The sequence below is a fragment of the Parvularcula sp. IMCC14364 genome (assembly GCF_030758415.1).
In the GTDB taxonomy this organism is placed as follows: Bacteria; Pseudomonadota; Alphaproteobacteria; order Caulobacterales; family Parvularculaceae; genus Aquisalinus.
Window position 1 is genome coordinate 929,285 of the sequence record NZ_CP132334.1, and the last position, 15,068, is coordinate 944,352.

11 protein-coding genes and 1 tRNA gene are annotated in these 15,068 nt (G+C 55.9%); 6 read left to right on the forward strand and 6 right to left on the reverse strand.

The genetic code is table 11. From position 1 onward, the window contains the following. Positions 1–6 precede the first annotated feature (6 nt). Entirely contained in the window at positions 7–801 is a 795-nt protein-coding gene (locus RAL90_RS04520; protein WP_306253332.1) for a sulfite exporter TauE/SafE family protein, read from the forward strand. A gap of 28 nt (positions 802–829) precedes the next feature. Continuing rightward, positions 830–1,447 carry a LysE family translocator gene (locus RAL90_RS04525; protein WP_306253333.1) on the forward strand — a complete coding sequence of 206 codons (618 nt, stop codon included), beginning with the start codon at positions 830–832 and terminating at the stop codon, positions 1,445–1,447. Positions 1,448–1,465: 18 nt separating this feature from the next. Here RAL90_RS04525 and RAL90_RS04530 read toward each other — a convergent pair whose 3' ends face one another. The 3 genes from RAL90_RS04530 to RAL90_RS04540 all read right to left on the reverse strand — a co-directional run bounded on the left by RAL90_RS04530 (position 1,466) and on the right by RAL90_RS04540 (position 3,340). After that, entirely contained in the window at positions 1,466–1,708 is a 243-nt protein-coding gene (locus RAL90_RS04530; RefSeq protein ID WP_306253334.1) for a DUF6868 family protein, read from the reverse strand. Positions 1,709–1,941: 233 nt separating this feature from the next. After that, positions 1,942–3,150 (reverse strand): tyrosine-type recombinase/integrase, encoded by a 1,209-nt coding sequence (locus tag RAL90_RS04535; protein ID WP_372340403.1) that lies wholly within the window; start codon positions 3,148–3,150, stop codon positions 1,942–1,944. A 113-nt stretch (positions 3,151–3,263) separates the two neighbouring features. Further along, a tRNA-Arg gene (locus RAL90_RS04540) sits at positions 3,264–3,340 on the reverse strand. A 313-nt stretch (positions 3,341–3,653) separates the two neighbouring features. On the opposite strand from RAL90_RS04540, the gene RAL90_RS04545 reads away from it, so the two are divergent. Next, positions 3,654–8,633, forward strand: coding sequence for an alpha-2-macroglobulin (locus RAL90_RS04545; RefSeq protein WP_306253336.1), 4,980 nt, complete (start codon positions 3,654–3,656; stop codon positions 8,631–8,633). Between the two features lie 28 nt (positions 8,634–8,661). Further along, positions 8,662–10,743 carry a penicillin-binding protein 1C gene (gene pbpC / locus RAL90_RS04550; protein WP_306253337.1) on the forward strand — a complete coding sequence of 694 codons (2,082 nt, stop codon included), beginning with the start codon at positions 8,662–8,664 and terminating at the stop codon, positions 10,741–10,743. Between the two features lie 49 nt (positions 10,744–10,792). On the opposite strand, the gene RAL90_RS04555 is transcribed toward pbpC, so the two are convergent. The 3 genes from RAL90_RS04555 to RAL90_RS04565 form a co-directional block, all read right to left on the reverse strand. Continuing rightward, entirely contained in the window at positions 10,793–11,821 is a 1,029-nt protein-coding gene (locus RAL90_RS04555) for a CarD family transcriptional regulator (RefSeq protein WP_306253338.1), read from the reverse strand. A 287-nt stretch (positions 11,822–12,108) separates the two neighbouring features. Continuing rightward, positions 12,109–12,447, reverse strand: coding sequence for a ferredoxin FdxA (fdxA, locus tag RAL90_RS04560; RefSeq protein WP_306253339.1), 339 nt, complete (start codon positions 12,445–12,447; stop codon positions 12,109–12,111). 63 nt (positions 12,448–12,510) lie between these two features. Then, positions 12,511–12,972 carry a TerB family tellurite resistance protein gene (locus RAL90_RS04565; RefSeq protein ID WP_306253340.1) on the reverse strand — a complete coding sequence of 154 codons (462 nt, stop codon included), beginning with the start codon at positions 12,970–12,972 and terminating at the stop codon, positions 12,511–12,513. Positions 12,973–13,108: 136 nt separating this feature from the next. Here RAL90_RS04565 and RAL90_RS04570 point away from each other — a divergent pair, with 136 nt between their 5' ends. Continuing rightward, on the forward strand, positions 13,109–13,570 hold the full coding sequence (locus RAL90_RS04570; protein ID WP_306253341.1) for a hypothetical protein: 462 nt from the start codon (positions 13,109–13,111) through the stop codon (positions 13,568–13,570). Positions 13,571–13,660: 90 nt separating this feature from the next. Beyond that, positions 13,661–15,067, forward strand: a complete 1,407-nt coding sequence (locus tag RAL90_RS04575; RefSeq protein WP_372340404.1) for a circularly permuted type 2 ATP-grasp protein — start codon at positions 13,661–13,663, stop codon at positions 15,065–15,067. Position 15,068 lies beyond the last annotated feature (1 nt).

Genomic DNA, 15,068 nt, shown 5'->3' on the forward strand with positions numbered 1-15,068 from the left:
CCACCGATGATTGAGCTAACCCCGCATATCATCCTCCTGGCTTTGTTAAGCGGAGCAATTGTCGGCCTGTTCCTCGGGACGTTTGGCGGTGGCGGCTCTGTGCTGGCAGCACCCTTGCTGCTTTATGTTGTTGGCGTTGACGACCCCCACATCGCGATCGGAACATCCGCCGCCGCAGTCGCTGCGATCGCGCTGGTGAGCCTGTTTGGGCATTGGCGCGGCGGCCGCGTGAAATGGCCCTGCGCCATTGTCTTTGCGATGTCAGGCCTGATTGGGTCAATCCTGGGATCGAGCCTGGCAAAGGTCACGCAAGGGGATTGGTTGCTGTTGGGTTTCGCGATGGCAATGGCGATGATTGCTCTGTCAATGTTTCGCAGGCCGAAAACTGCAGGCGACCCGGATGTGACCCTGACCCCCGCAATGGTTTTGCAACTCGCGCCTATTGGGCTCGTTGTCGGAACGGCAGCAGGATTTTTCGGGATCGGTGGCGGGTTCTTGATCGTTCCGGGTTTGATGTTGGCGGTCGGCATGACGATGACGAACGCCACCGCCTCATCGCTCGTCTCGGTGGCGCTGTTTGGCGCCGCCACTTCAGCCAATTATGCCATATCGGGCATGGTAGACGGTCGGCTCGTTTTGTTTTTGTTGGGCGGAGGCGCCTTTGGCGGCATGTTGGGTATCTTCCTATCCAAGTGGCTCGCAAGTCGGCTGAAGATCGCCAGAACGGCTTTTGCATTGATGATATTGGTCGTCGCGGTTTTTGTCGCCATGCAAGCTGGGCAATCTGTTTTATCGGCTTGAGCGCAGCAATCTTGGCGCAGGAGATCAATTGGAACTGTTTTTAAATGTCGATTGGCCGACATTCTTATTGGCAATGCTGTTGATTGAGCTCACGCCCGGTCCAAATATGGGGTGGCTTACTTTGCTCTCGGCGCGGCACGGCGCGCGGGTCGGTTTGACCGCTGTTCTCGGGATCGCGTTAGGACTGGCGGTGCAGGTACTTGTCGCCGCAACCGGCCTTTCAGCTGTGATGGCGGGTTACCCGATCTTGTACGAGACCCTGCGTTGGGGCGGTGTGCTCTTTATGATCTGGCTCGCCTGGCAAGCCTTCGCGGAAAATGGCTCGGCCACGCCAGCGACCGGGCTGCAGGAAAAAGGGTTCCGCCGCGGGTTCATAGCGAACCTCTTGAATCCCAAAGCGCTGGTCTTCTATGCCGTTGTGATCGGACAATTCACAGACCCGACCCTTGGTTCAATCTGGTGGCAAATCCTGACCCTGGGTGCCCTTCACATTGGCATTGCCACTTTGGTTCACTTGGCCCTCGTCTTTATGGGAACCCGCATTGGGGACGGCATCGAGACCTGGCGAACATCATTTACGGCGCGGGTGTTCTTCTCGGTCAGCCTCTTCGCCGTTGCGATCTGGATCGCTATCTCAACCAGCTAAGCACCCGGGCCTGAGGCGCTACAAAACAAATCTCAATACGAGATAAGGGACGAGCCCGAATGTCAGAATCAGGACCTTGTAAAAGGCAAAGAACTGGAAGTAGAGACGAGGCAATTCGATTTCCGGGACGCGCATCGTCGCGTTGTGGATACTCACAACGAAGTCGCGCATCACCAGCATGGCGAGCCATGACACGAGAAGCAGCGCGTAATTGATGAGGGTGAACCAGGCAAAAAATTTAGTCAGCAATTCCAGGGTCATGACGCGCTCCTTTGAAACGAGTTTGCCAACAAACTGCGCTATTCATCTCGGACACAAAATAGGCAGGTCCCCTTATGTCCGGTTTTAGGAACTTCCTGACGGGCGGCCAATGTCCACTTCCGGGATGAACCTGCCGTTTGACCCAGGACGATCGATGTCTCTTTGGAGCCAATCGGGCTCTCAAGTACCTAGATTCCGATGTCTGCTTATGTGAAAAAACAAACACCGACTAGTTACGAATGGGCGTTTATCAAAATGTCATCGACCGCTGCGGCAACTTTACTCTTTACCCGCCTGTATTCGGCTCGATCGTAATGCTTCCGAGCAACCGAAGCGTTCTGCCCGTGGTTGTGCCAGATATCTATCCATTCCTCCCGCAGGTCATCTTCGTGATCCAGCAGATGCGATTTCATTGTTCTGCGCAAGTCGCGCGGTTGAAATCTTTCAAATTCTGTTTCATCGCAGAACTTGCGAACTGCCTTCGCCACGGCGTTGGGCGTGACCGGTTCGAGCGGCTCAGTAGTATGCTGAAACAAATATTCAGAATCTGGATGTGACGAGGCTTTGGCTTCTTTCAGTATCGAAATTGCGTGAGCGGTCAGCGGTAGATCGTGAGTAGTATCGTTTTTTGTTTTAGGAATGCGCAACAAGGGTGTTGTCCGCTTTTCATGCCACCAATCTTTCTTGCTGTTGATGACTTCCGTGACACGGATACCGCCCATCGCGATTATCATTCTCGCCGCCGCGACAATGGCGGGAGAGGCATAACCTGGAAACTCATCCCAGAATATTTTGACTTCTTCCAGAGACAGTTTTCGGTCCCTGGCGTTTGAACTGACACGGCCGCCGACTGCCGTCACCGGATTGCCTTCGATACCGAAGAGCGTGCCTTCTATTTCTTTCGTCGGGTCATTGTCTGCAGCGATGCCGCGACCGAATGCCGCAGACAGGTAAGCGCGTGGATGAGTTGTTTTGACTCCCCGTTTATGAATCTCCCGCAGCCATGCGGTGGCATCAGCAGGCCGGACGTTTCGCGCCAGAGTGTCAGGTCCCAAAAAATGAACAGCAGCATGAGGCGCGTCCAGCAGATACAGCCGGTTATTTTCCGAGGATTTTCCTTCTTCATCCATGCACCGGATCACAAACTCAAATAGATCTTTGACCGTGCCAAATTTTATCTGCTTTGGACATACGCCGTGGAGGCGAGGGGCTTCGGCGGTGTCCAGAGCCATCTGTCGCGCCCTCGAAAGTGATAACGAAGGATATTTACCAAGGGTAATTCGCCGGCGCTCATGGCTCTCGCCGATCATCACGGAGAAGGTCTTTGATCTCTTCCCGACACGCAGCCGTAAGTTCGGACACGAAGTATCTATAAACTCGTCTTGCTTGTTTTTTGGCCTCACATGCATGAGCCAGCGATCAGTGAAATTGTGTCTTGTCATAGCCTCCTACCAAAATTTCCTGCCCAATAGAGCAAATCGTGAACCTAGAATGAACCTATTTCCAAAACGTGGTTAACAGGCGTCACAGATTGATCAATGATTTCAGAGAGTTATGGCGACCCCGACAGGATTCGAACCTGTGGCCCCCAGATTAGGAATCTGGTGCTCTATCCTGCTGAGCTACGGGGCCGCTGCTGCGCGGTGATTTAGCCTGAGCCCGGTGGCTGGTGCAAGCCGTGACGCTCAGCAGAGCGGCCAGGCGGACCGCCAGGCTTCGCGGGTGTCGCAGGCGTATCTGCGTCGTTTGAGCGTCTCCATCGTTGGCCACGAAAGGATAGCTGCCTTTTTTCGGGCAATTAACCATATCAAAATGGCCTGAAGCGCGCCATAAATGTGCCATGCACCGCGTGCCTGTTTCAGGTTACCGGGGAGGAGGGACGTGTGAGAGCACTCACGCGTATCGGGCCGGTTTTGTGCTGGCATCTGTGGAAGGATAGGGTCCCATGTTCGGAAAAAGTCTGGTTACCAGTGTTATCGCGATTGCTGTCGCCTTTGCGGCGGGGCTGTTCATTGGCCGGGTTGGCTTTCGTGATATTGAAGCCAATACTTTCCAGCCGCCCGTCGGGGACGTTGAAGAACTGACGGCGCAACAGCGTGCCAACATTCCCTTGCGAGAATATGAAACGGTGCGCGAAGCGGATGCTGCACGTGGCGCGCCGCCTCTGCCGGATGAATTTGCCTTTGCCAGACTGACCCTGGACACCACGGATGAAACGCCAAAGGCCTGCTTCACTTTCACGCAGGCGCTGGCGGATGACGTGAATTACGCTGATTTTGTGGAACTGGCCCCTTCAGCACAGGTGGTGGCGAGCGTTGCCGGTGAAACGGTCTGCCTCGCCGGACTGGATTTTAACCGCGACTATGACGTGACATTGCGCGCGGGATTGCCTGATGCAGCAGGCGAGGAGATCGGGCGCAGTGAAACAGTCACCGTCTCTTTTGGTGACAAGCCGGCCTATGTGGGGTTTTCCGGCAATGGCGTGATCCTGCCGCGGCTTGAGGCTGATGGTCTGGGCCTGGAAACCGTGAATGTGGACAGGCTGAAGGTCAGTATCCACCGGGTCGGGGAGCGCGCCCTTGCCTATAAGAGCATCATGGAAGGCGATACCATCGCAGAGGACCGGTATGGGTATCCCTGGGATCAGGAAGATGGTCAGGATGTTGGGGTCAAGCTCTGGGAAGGCCAGCTTGAGGTAGCAGACCTGCCCAATCAGGAGGTCACGACGGTATTTCCGCTTGGGGCGGCTCTGGGCGAAGCACGGCGACAGGCCGACGGCGCGTTGCAGCCGGGGGCCTATTTCGTCTCGGTTGAAGATGACTCGACTGGGCGCACGGACAGTCGGCGCCCGGCCCGTGCCTGGCGCTGGATCCTGTTCACAGACATGGCCCTGACCACCTATCGCGGCGCTGATGGCATTGATGTTGTGCTCAGGTCCCTGAAGAGTGCTGCACCGGTCGGTGCGGCAAATGTGCGGCTGATTGCGCAGAACAATGACGTTCTGGCGGAGCTTGAGACGGATGGAAACGGCTATGTGCATTTCCCTGGCCCGGTCACCCGTGGCACAGGCCCGCTGAGCCCGAAAATGATTGTGGCATATGGACCCGAGAATGATTTCTCCGTGCTTGACCTCTCGCGCTCCCCCCTGGACCTGACAGATCGTGATATTGGCGGGCGCTATGCTGGTGGCCCGGTGGACGCCTATCTCTATTTTGATCGGGGCATCTATCGGCCCGGCGAGGTGGCGCATATCAGCGGGTTGCTGCGGGACCATGCTGGCGACGCAGTGGCGGACCGTCCGGTAACCCTGGAACTGCGTCGTCCGAATTATACGATTGCAGAGGAAATTCGTATTGACAGCCTGGAGATCGGTGGTTTCAGCCAAAGCTTCAATGTGCCCTCAGCCTCGCCGCGCGGCATGTGGACGGCCATATTGAAAGTTGATGGCAGCGAGGAAACCCACGCCGCGACGTTTTCGGTGGAAGATTTTGTGCCCCAGCGGATCGCTGTGGAGCTGGGCCTTGAAGATGACACACCGGTGCTGGAAGGCGAGCGCCGCGCGATTGATGTGGATGTCCGCTTCCTTTATGGCGCGCCCGGTTCCGGCCTGAATGTCGAGGGAGAGGCGCGCCTGCGCGTCGATCCTAATCCGTTCCCTGACTATGAGGGATTCAGTTTCGGGGACACGCGGGACACTTTTTCAGACCAACGCCTCAATCTGGGTGAAACCATGACGGATGGTGACGGGCAGGCAGCCCTGACGCTGGCGGTTGACCCGGGTATTGCGTCAGGGGGCAAGCCGTTGCGCGCTGAACTTGTGGTCGGCGTTGCGGAACCCGGCGGCCGGTTTGTGCGCGAAAGCACACGTCTGCCCGTGCGTGTGGATGAAAGATATATTGGTATCCGGCGCTCAGGCAACAGCCGCCCCGGCAGGAATGAGCCGGTTGAATTTGACCTGGTTCTGCTCGGCCAGGACGGCGCGCCCGTCGATCAGGAAGGGCTTGAGTGGCGGATTATAGAGGAAGATTACCGTTTCGAGTGGTACCGGCAAAATGGTGAATGGCGCTGGCGCCGTGACTACCGGGATATTCTGATCAGCACAGAGACGATTGATGTGCGTGCCGGACGCCTTGCCAACATTTCCCGTCAACTGGATTATGGTTCTTACAGGCTGGAAGTGCGGGATCCCGTAAGCGATGCCTATAGCAGTGTGCGTTTCTATGCCGGCTGGAACACCTATGCTTCCGGCGCGCAGACGCCGGATCAGGCCAGCCTGACCATACCCGATGACCCTGTCAGACCCGGCGCACGCACCAGAGTGACTCTCGCCGCGCCTTATGCTGGCGAAGCTGTGATCGCGATTGCGACTGACCGGGTTCATCAGGTCATGCGGATGGAGGTCAGTGAACGGCCGCAGGAAATCATGATTGAAACGGACCCTAACTGGGGCACAGGTTTTTATGTCATGGCGACGATTATCACCCCGCGCGATGTGGTGGACCAGCCCGTGCCGCGCCGGGCCATGGGGGTCGGTTATGTGCCGTTCGATATGGCGGGCAGCAAACTTGAACTGGCGTTCGAGACAGAGGAGATGATCCGTCCACGCCAGTCTCTTGACCTGCCCGTGAGAATAGATGGCGCCGACATTGACGAGACCATCATGATGACAGTGGCCGCCGTGGATGAAGGCATTCTGCGTCTGACCAAGTTTGACAGCCCTGACCCTGCTGGCTGGTATTTCGGCAAGAAGGCACTGGGCGTTCAGGTATATGATGATTATGGCCGGTTGCTCGATGCCAATCTTGGCGCTGCAACGCGCTTTGGGGGCGACCAGCTGGGCGGTGAGGGGCTGACTGTTGTTCCCACCAAGACGGTTGCCCTGTTCCGGGGGCCAGTCAGTGTGAATGGCGACGGCGTTGCACAGGTGCCGATTGAGGTGCCGGACTTCAATGGCGAATTGCGCCTGATGGCGGTGGCCTGGAGTGAAGACAAGATCGGCTCTGCTGATCGTGCCCTGACGGTGCGTGATCCGGTGCCTGCTGAACTGGCCTTGCCACGCTTCCTTGGACCAAATGATGCCGCCAGCACGACCCTGCTTATCGACAATGTCGAGGGCCGATCCGGCGTGTACATGGTCAATATTGATGGTGATGGGCCGGTCTCCATTGCTGAAGCGGAGAATTTCAATCTCGCGACCGGGCAACGGCAGGATGCAATATTCCCGCTGCAAGCCGGGGAAATCGGTATTGGTGCTGTGGACCTTTCGGTGAGCGGACCGGATGATTTTGCTGTGGCGCGCTCTTATCCTATTCAGGTGCGGGCACCATATTTCCCCGTGACCCAGGTTGAAACAGAAGTACAACAGCCCGGCGCGGCCTATCTTGCCGACGAGAGCCTGCTGGATGGGTATCTCGCCGGGGATATTGATGTCACCGTTTCTTACTCGCCCTTGCGCGGTATTGACCCGCAAAGCCTGCTTGGCCAGTTGCGACGATATCCTTACGGGTGTACGGAGCAGTTGACTTCATCTGCCTTCCCGCTGCTCTATGCTGACAGGTTAGGGGCAATGACAGGCGATGGGCCGGATCGGGCCTTGCGTCCACGCGTGCAGGAAGCAATCAACAAGATTCTGGCGCGGCAAAGTCCAGACGGTGCATTTGGATTATGGCGTGCAGGGGATGGCTATTCTACAGGCTGGATCGGCGTTTATGTGACGGACTTCCTCTACCGCGCGCAGCAGGAAGGGTATTTCGTGCCGGATACAGCGCTGGAAAGTGCCTATTCTGCACTCCAGCAACTGACCAAGACGGATCGCTGGATGTCGGTCAGCTATATCACCCGCATTGAGCGTGGTACGATCTATGCGGATAACCAGGAATTCCTGCGCCGGCGCTCGGCAGCTTATGCGTTTTATGTACTGGCGCGCGCAGGCCGGGCAGACCTGTCTGACCTCAGATACTTCCATGACTCCTTTATCACGGAAGTGCCGAACCCGCTGGCGCGCGCACATGCGGGCACGGCGCTGGCACTGTTGGGGGACAGGGCGCGTGCGGCCAACGCCTTCAAGCTGGCGGAAGAGGTGATCGGCTATAACAATGCCGAGAACTATTACCAGTCTCCTTTGAGAGATGCTGCAGCAATGATTCCGCTGGCTGCGGAGATCGACAATCAACCGCTGGTCAGCCGTCTGACAGAAACGCTCGATGAATATCTTGGCAGTGAGTATTACAACACTCAGGAACAGGCGTTTCTGTTGCTGGCGGCTGCGTCATTGCTGGATCAGTCTGGCGATGTTACGATTGCGGTTGACGGGGCAGAGATTGCTGACGGCGGCAAGACGCCGCGCGTTGCCCTGAGCCGGGCAATGCTGCAGGACGGCGTGCGCATTACGAATGAGAGTGATGGACCATTGTTCCGGTCTGTTGCTGTTCACGGCACGCCTGCTGCTGCGCCAGCTGCGCAAGCAAGCGGGTTTACACTGACGAAGCAGATACGCACGCTTGATGGTCAGCCAGTTGATCTTGCAGCCATTTCCCAGAACGACCGCCTTGTCATCAGCGTCTCCGGGCGACCGCAGGATTTCAGATTGCACCCGGCAATTGTCGTGGACATGCTGCCGCCCGGTTTCGAGATTGAATCGGTCATTTCCGAAACGGATGGCGCGCGCAATGGCATCTATGGCTGGCTTGACGGTGTCAGCCGGGCCAAGGTTGCAGAAGCGCGGGATGATCGTTTTGTGGCGGCGATAGACCTGCGCCGTTACGAGGGCTCAGCTTCTTCCGGCCGTTTCAAACTGGCCTATATCGTCCGTGCCGTGACACCGGGTACCTATGTACTGCCCGGATCGGTGATTGAAGACATGTATCGCCCTGGCGTTTTCGGGCGCACAAGCGTTCAGCAGGTCAACATTGCTGCGGCTGACTGATATAAGAGGCACGCAGGTGTGGGGCGCCATGTCACGCTGGCAAAAGGTGGGGGCCGTGCTGGCGATCCTTGTGGTGTCGCTGGTTGCGTTGGACAGGCTGTTTCCGCCGCCACTGAAGGCTGTGCGCACCAGTGTTGTGGTGACGGACAAGGACCAGCGCTGGCTTCATGGCTTCACGGTGATCGATCAGGATGGCGAGCGTCGCTGGCGATTTGATGCCGACATTGACGCGATCGACCCCAGGTTCATTGAGCGCCTTGTGCAGATAGAGGATCAGCGCTTCTGGTCGCATCCAGGTGTTGATCTTCTGGCGGTGGTCCGTGCCATGAACAGCTTTGCACGGCAGGGGCAAATTGTCTCTGGTGCTTCCACAATTACGATGCAGACAGCGCGTCTCATGGAGCCGAGACCACGCACCATACCCTCGAAGCTGATCGAAATGGTGCGGGCGCTGCAGATTGAATTGCGCCTCTCGAAAGAGGAAATCCTGGAACTCTATCTGACGCTGGCTCCTTATGGCGGGAACCTGCAAGGGATCAGAGCCGCCAGCCTCGCCTATTTTGGCAAGGAACCGACACAGCTGACAGATGCGCAGCAGGCATTACTGATCGCCTTGCCACAGGCGCCGGAAGCGCGCCGCCCTGACCGCAAGCCTGCGAATGCTGCGGCATCCAGAAGTACCATTCTGGCAAAACTGAGGGAAACGGCACATCTGTCCGACACTCAGTATAGAGAAGCTCTTGAGGCGACTATCCCGGCAAAGCGGCAGTCATTCAGCCGGCTTGCCTGGCATGGCAGCTATGCCAGCCAGAAGCGTGCGCCTGAAGGCGGCGAGGTCCAGTTGACGCTGGATGCTGATCTGCAGCGCACAATCGAACGGTTGATCGTGGCTCACCTTCAGCGTCAGGATGATGAGGCTAATATGGCCGTGCTGGTGATTGAGAGCCGCACCCGCAAAGTACGCGCGATGCTGGGCTCGGCTGATATTTCCCGCGATGGCGGCTGGATTGACATCACGACAGCAGAGCGCTCGCCAGGTTCAACGCTGAAGCCTTTCATCTATGGGCTTGCTTTTGAAGATGGTTTTGCCGCCGGTGAAACACTGATTGATGATGCACCCTATTCGTTTGATGGCTATCGACCTGAAAATTTCACGCGGATGTTTCATGGTGATGTAACACTGGCTGAAGCCTTGCAGCATTCGCTGAATGTGCCTGCTGTGCTGGCCCTCGACCGGATCGGCCCGCAGCGATTTGCTGCCTCGCTGGAAGCGGCAGGCGTTGATGCACGCCTGCCGGGCGGTGGCGACCAAAGGCGCAGTCTCGCGATTGCCCTGGGGGGGATCGGCCTTTCGATGCGCGATCTGGGGATGCTCTATGCCGGGCTCGCCAATGGGGGGCAGATCAGCCCGCTGATCTGGTATGCTGATGAAGATGCTTCATCTGAAGCGTTGACCTATCCATTGATAACGGAGGCCAGCGCACAGCGCCTGACCCGCATTATGCGCGAGGCACCCGCACCTGCAGGCCGCGCCCCTGCGGCCCTGGCGCGACAAGCGCCTGAAATCGCCTTCAAGACAGGTACTTCGTATGGCTATCGTGATGCCTGGGCTGCGGGATATACGGATGACTATACAGTGATCGTCTGGGCAGGGCATCCCAATGGGACGCCGCGCCCGGGCGTGACAGGCCGGCAGGCGTCCTTGCCGCTGATGTTCGAGATTTTTGATCATCTGCCTGCGTTAGTGCGACCAGACATATATGCCGGTGCTGTTGAAGAGGGTGCTTTTGAAGACGGGGCTTTTGACATTGGCGGCGGACTGACGAGACTATCGCCGCGCAAGCGCGAGTTGCCACCAGAGATCGTGTTCCCGGAAGATGGTGTGACGGTTTTCTATTCCGACAATCAGGCCGCGCGCGGCTTTGTGCTGGCGGCGCGTGGCGGTGCCGGGGCGTATGCCTGGTATGTGGATGGCAAGCCGGTTGCTCATGATCCGCTTGGCGGGCGCACCATCTGGCGACCTGCGCAGGCTGGCTTTTATGACGTGACAGTGGTGGACAGGGCAGGGCGACGGGCCACTTCATCGGTCCGTGTACAGGTCGCAGGATAAAAAAGGGGAAGCCGCAGCTTCCCCTGATATATCAACCTGAAACTGCTGTTCAGGCAGCAATTTTTTTCTTGTGCAGTGAGGCTTCCATTTCAGCCACAGCGGCCATCTGGTCTGACTTGCGCACAGCAGCGACTTCGCGGGCCATGCGGTCCACAGCCTGTTCATAAAGCTGACGCTCTGAATAACTCTGCTCAGGTTGCTCGCTGGAGCGATAGAGGTCACGCACCACTTCAGCGACGGAGCGCAGATCGCCTGAATTTATCTTCGCTTCATATTCCTGTGCCCGGCGGCTCCACATGGTGCGTTTAACGCGTGCCTTGCCCTGTAACAAGCTGATGGCATGGTCAACTTCATCATTGGAGGAGAGAGGGCGCATGCCTTGTTCGTATGCACGATTAGTTGGCACGCGGAGCTTCATTTTCTCATGTTCGAAGTCTATAACGTACAGGTCGATTTCCATATCCGCAATAGACTGCTTTTCCTTCGCTATTACGGTGCCGACGCCGTGGGCTGGATAAACAACCTGTTCTTTGACATCAAAAGTGACGTTCTCCAGACCCTTTTTCCTGAATGGCTGGCGCCGCACGGGGCGACGCGCTGACGCAATTTTCGGGGAGTCTGTTTTTTTGGAGTCTTGTTTTTTAGTTTGTAGCGCGTTTGCTGTACTCACGGTTTTACCGGTATCCTTGTTCTGTGATTTCGATGCTGTTTTGGTCTTTGCCTGTTTGTTTTTAGGCTGAGCATCGCTCTTAACAGATTTTGGCTTGGCTTCGGAAGCCTTCTTCGCAGTATTTTTTTTCGGTGCAGCCTTTTTAGGGCTTGCTTTTGCTGAAGCAGCTTTGGCAGCGGTTTTCTTCGCGGCTGGTTTGCTTGCCGTTTTCTTTGCAGCAGGTTTGCTGCTGGCTGCCTTGGCGGCTGGTTTTTTGGCAGCAGCCGCTTTTTTGGTTGTCGTGGTTTTTTTCGCCGCAGCTTTGGGGGCAGCTTTCTTGGTTGCCGTTTTTCTGGAGGCCGTCTTGCTTGTCGCAGCCTTCGCTGTGCTGGCTGCCTTGGTCGTTTTTTTCTTTGCGGCAGTTGCCATGGTCATTCTTCCTTCATCGGATGTGGCGGCTGCGTGTGAGGCAGCCGGTTGCCAATACTCAAGTGTGACCCGGTCAGGGGCCATATAAAGGTGAGTGTTATGAAGTTGTCGGGGAACCGGGTTTCAAATGTTGTTTTTGCAGACCTTTGTCATTGCTGCTGCGCCAAAAATCACGGTTCTTCACTCACATAAAAAGGCGCAACACAATCGCTGTGCCCTGTTGATGAGCGTATCATAGCATAAAATTGCGGACTTTTCCAGTCGAATTTCGCAACAACTACAGGGTGTTAGTCACCCTCACCGGGGTTGGGGCTGAACAATGTATCCAGCTTGTCCTTCACTTCGGCATATTTGTCTGCCTCGGGCAGCGGTTCTTTCTGCCGGGTGATGTTCGGCCATTTCTCCGCATAGTCGGCATTGAACTGCGTCCATTTGCCGTCCGGGTCTTCGGTATCGGGTTTAATTGCTTCAACCGGGCATTCCGGCTCGCAGACACCACAATCAATGCATTCATCAGGTTTGATGGCGAGAAAATTCTCACCTTCGTAAAAACAGTCTACCGGACAGACTTCAACGCAGTCTGTATATTTGCACATGATGCAGGCGTCAGTGACAACATATGTCATCGCCGAAAGTCTCCCTAGCCGTTGGACGCGGGGTTATGCCGCGTGTGCGCTGCCATGGCAAGGTCAGGACTGCTCACTAATGCGTGCTTCGACCCGTTGTCTTGCCCGTGCACTGTCCTGATCGGACACATAGATGAGGCCGATCAGGCGGCGCATGATCATCTCTTCGTATTTATCTGTCTGATTGTCAGAGAGGATGATCTCCCACATGCCCTCCAGCAGCTCTATTTTTTCTTCAGGCGAGAACCCGTTTTTTACGACCGAGGAGAAACGATATATGTCTGTTGCCTCTGCCTGAGCCTTCTCCGCTTCGCGCCGCAAGGCGCCTGCAGCCTCGGCGTCAAGGCTGAACTCGCGCATGATCAGTTGATCAATCAGCCCGGCTTCTGTTTCCGTATAGCTTTCATCAATCCGGGCGGCCTCGACCAGAAGGGCGGTATAGGCGAGCTGGCCGGGGTCAGTTTTTTCCTGCGCCTCTTCGGTGCTGTCTGTGCCGGCCAGTTTTTTCAAAATTCGGTCAAGCATGTCTGTATCCTTTGCAGTCCTGTTGCGCCGGGCATATCAGTGCTGGCCTGTTGTCGCAATCTAAGGCGGCAGCATGAGGGCCGGGCGCAGCTTGCAGCGCGCGCCAGCTGATTTATAGTCAGCCGGGGAGGGGATTATGCTGTTCGCTTATTTGATACTGGTTGTGCCTTTTGGTATCGCGCTGTTGATTGCTGTTGTGATGCGAAAACCAGGCTGTGCGCATTTTGGCGGCATTCTCGGTTTGAGCCTGTGTTTCGTTGCTTTTGGCATCCTGCACTTCACCGCCACAGATATCGTGGTGCAGATGTTGCCGACATGGGTGCCTTATCGTGTGGAACTTGTTTATCTCACCGGCGTTATTGAAATAGCCCTCGGTATAGCCTTGCTTGTACCGAAATGCCGGGTGATTGCAGGATGGTTTTGTATTGCCAGCCTGTTGGCCTTCTTTCCGGCCAATATTTACACATGGCTGGCGGATGTGCCTGTGCCGGGGCACGATAATCTGGTGGAGTTTATCGTTGTGCGGATGAATTATCAATTGCTGATGATATTCTGGGCGTGGTGGTTCGCTGTAAGGCGAAAAAATTACTCCGTATAGTGTGCAAAAAGGCACTTTCAAAGAAAAACCTTGCAATCGTGTGTGTGTTCGTGCTGCACTGAAAAAAAACAGGAGATAGCCCCGAACCCTATGTTCAATGAAATGGGCACAGATAAAAACGTCCGCACACCCTATGCTGGAATTGCGGACTGGATCGAACAGACCGGCATTGATTTACTGCAGCAGCGCAGTGCTGAGGCCGAGGCGCTTTTTCGGAAAATCGGCATTACTTTTGCTGTATATGGCGAGGATTCAGACCCAGAGAGGCTGATCCCGTTTGATATGATACCGCGGGTGTTTTCTTCGGATGAGTGGCGCGTTATCGACAGGGGCGTAAAGCAGCGCGCACGGGCGCTGAACGCATTTCTTTATGATATTTACCACCGTGGCGAAATAATACGTGCAGGCATTGTTCCGGATCATCTGGTATATCAGAACAGTGCCTACCTGCCCAGCATGATTGGCGTCAATCCTCCGGGCAAGGTTTACAGCCACATCGTCGGCATCGACATTGTGCGTACAGATGAAGATGGCTTCAGCGTACTGGAGGATAACTGCAGAACGCCGTCCGGCGTCAGCTATATGCTGGAGAATCGCGAAATCATGATGCGGATGTTTCCTGGCTTATTTCATCAACAGGAAGTTGAGCCCGTTAATTCTTATCCGAATGATCTCAAGAATACGCTGCGCGAAGTTGCGCCGCACAAATGCGAAGATGATCCCTGCATTGTGCTGTTGACACCGGGACCACTTAACAGCGCCTATTACGAACATTCTTTCCTGGCGGACCTGATGGGCATTGAACTGGTTGAGCCGGGAGATCTGTTTGTCGATGATGGCTTCGTCTGGATGCGGACAACGCTTGGGCCGCAGCGGATTGATGTCATATATCGTCGTATTGATGACGATTATCTTGATCCACTTTCTTTCCGGCCTGACAGTATGCTTGGTATTCCCGGTATATTCGACGTGTATCGCTCTGGCGGTGTGACAATCTGTTCTGCCCCCGGCGCCGGTATTGCTGATGACAAGGCCATTTACTGCTTTGTGCCGGATATGATCCAGTTTTATCTTGGTGAACGCCCAATCTTGAAGAATGTGCCCACATGGCGCTGCGCCCTGCCGGATGATCTCGCTTATGTGCTCGATCATCTGGACGAGCTTGTTGTCAAGGAAGTGCATGGGTCTGGCGGTTACGGCATGTTGATTGGCCCGAAATCCACCAAGGCGGAACAGCAGGAATATGCCAAGCGTATTGTGGCGGACCCGGAGGATTTTATCGCACAGCCAACACTTGATCTGTCTACTGCCCCAACCGTTGCAGGGGGAAATCTTGGCGCGCGCCATGTGGATTTCCGTCCCTTCTGTCTTGTGGGCAAGGAAGTACGACTGTCGCAGGGCGGCCTGACGCGCGTTGCCCTGAAAGAGGGGTCTCTTGTGGTGAACTCCAGCCAGGGTGGCGGCGTTAAAGACACCTGGGTATTGGCGGAGAAATAAT

Excerpts from the sequence above, each read along its gene's own strand:
- RAL90_RS04520 (WP_306253332.1), top strand. The coding sequence starts at position 7 with ATGATTGAGCTAACCCCGCATATCATCCTCCTGGCTTTGTTAAGCGGA.
- RAL90_RS04530 (WP_306253334.1), bottom strand. The coding sequence starts at position 1,708 with ATGACCCTGGAATTGCTGACTAAATTTTTTGCCTGGTTCACCCTCATC.
- RAL90_RS04535 (WP_372340403.1), bottom strand. The coding sequence starts at position 3,150 with ATGACAAGACACAATTTCACTGATCGCTGGCTCATGCATGTGAGGCCA.
- RAL90_RS04545 (WP_306253336.1), top strand. The coding sequence starts at position 3,654 with ATGTTCGGAAAAAGTCTGGTTACCAGTGTTATCGCGATTGCTGTCGCC.
- pbpC (WP_306253337.1), top strand. The coding sequence starts at position 8,662 with ATGTCACGCTGGCAAAAGGTGGGGGCCGTGCTGGCGATCCTTGTGGTG.
- RAL90_RS04555 (WP_306253338.1), bottom strand. The coding sequence starts at position 11,821 with ATGGCAACTGCCGCAAAGAAAAAAACGACCAAGGCAGCCAGCACAGCG.
- fdxA (WP_306253339.1), bottom strand. The coding sequence starts at position 12,447 with ATGACATATGTTGTCACTGACGCCTGCATCATGTGCAAATATACAGAC.
- RAL90_RS04565 (WP_306253340.1), bottom strand. The coding sequence starts at position 12,972 with ATGCTTGACCGAATTTTGAAAAAACTGGCCGGCACAGACAGCACCGAA.
- RAL90_RS04570 (WP_306253341.1), top strand. The coding sequence starts at position 13,109 with ATGCTGTTCGCTTATTTGATACTGGTTGTGCCTTTTGGTATCGCGCTG.
- RAL90_RS04575 (WP_372340404.1), top strand. The coding sequence starts at position 13,661 with ATGTTCAATGAAATGGGCACAGATAAAAACGTCCGCACACCCTATGCT.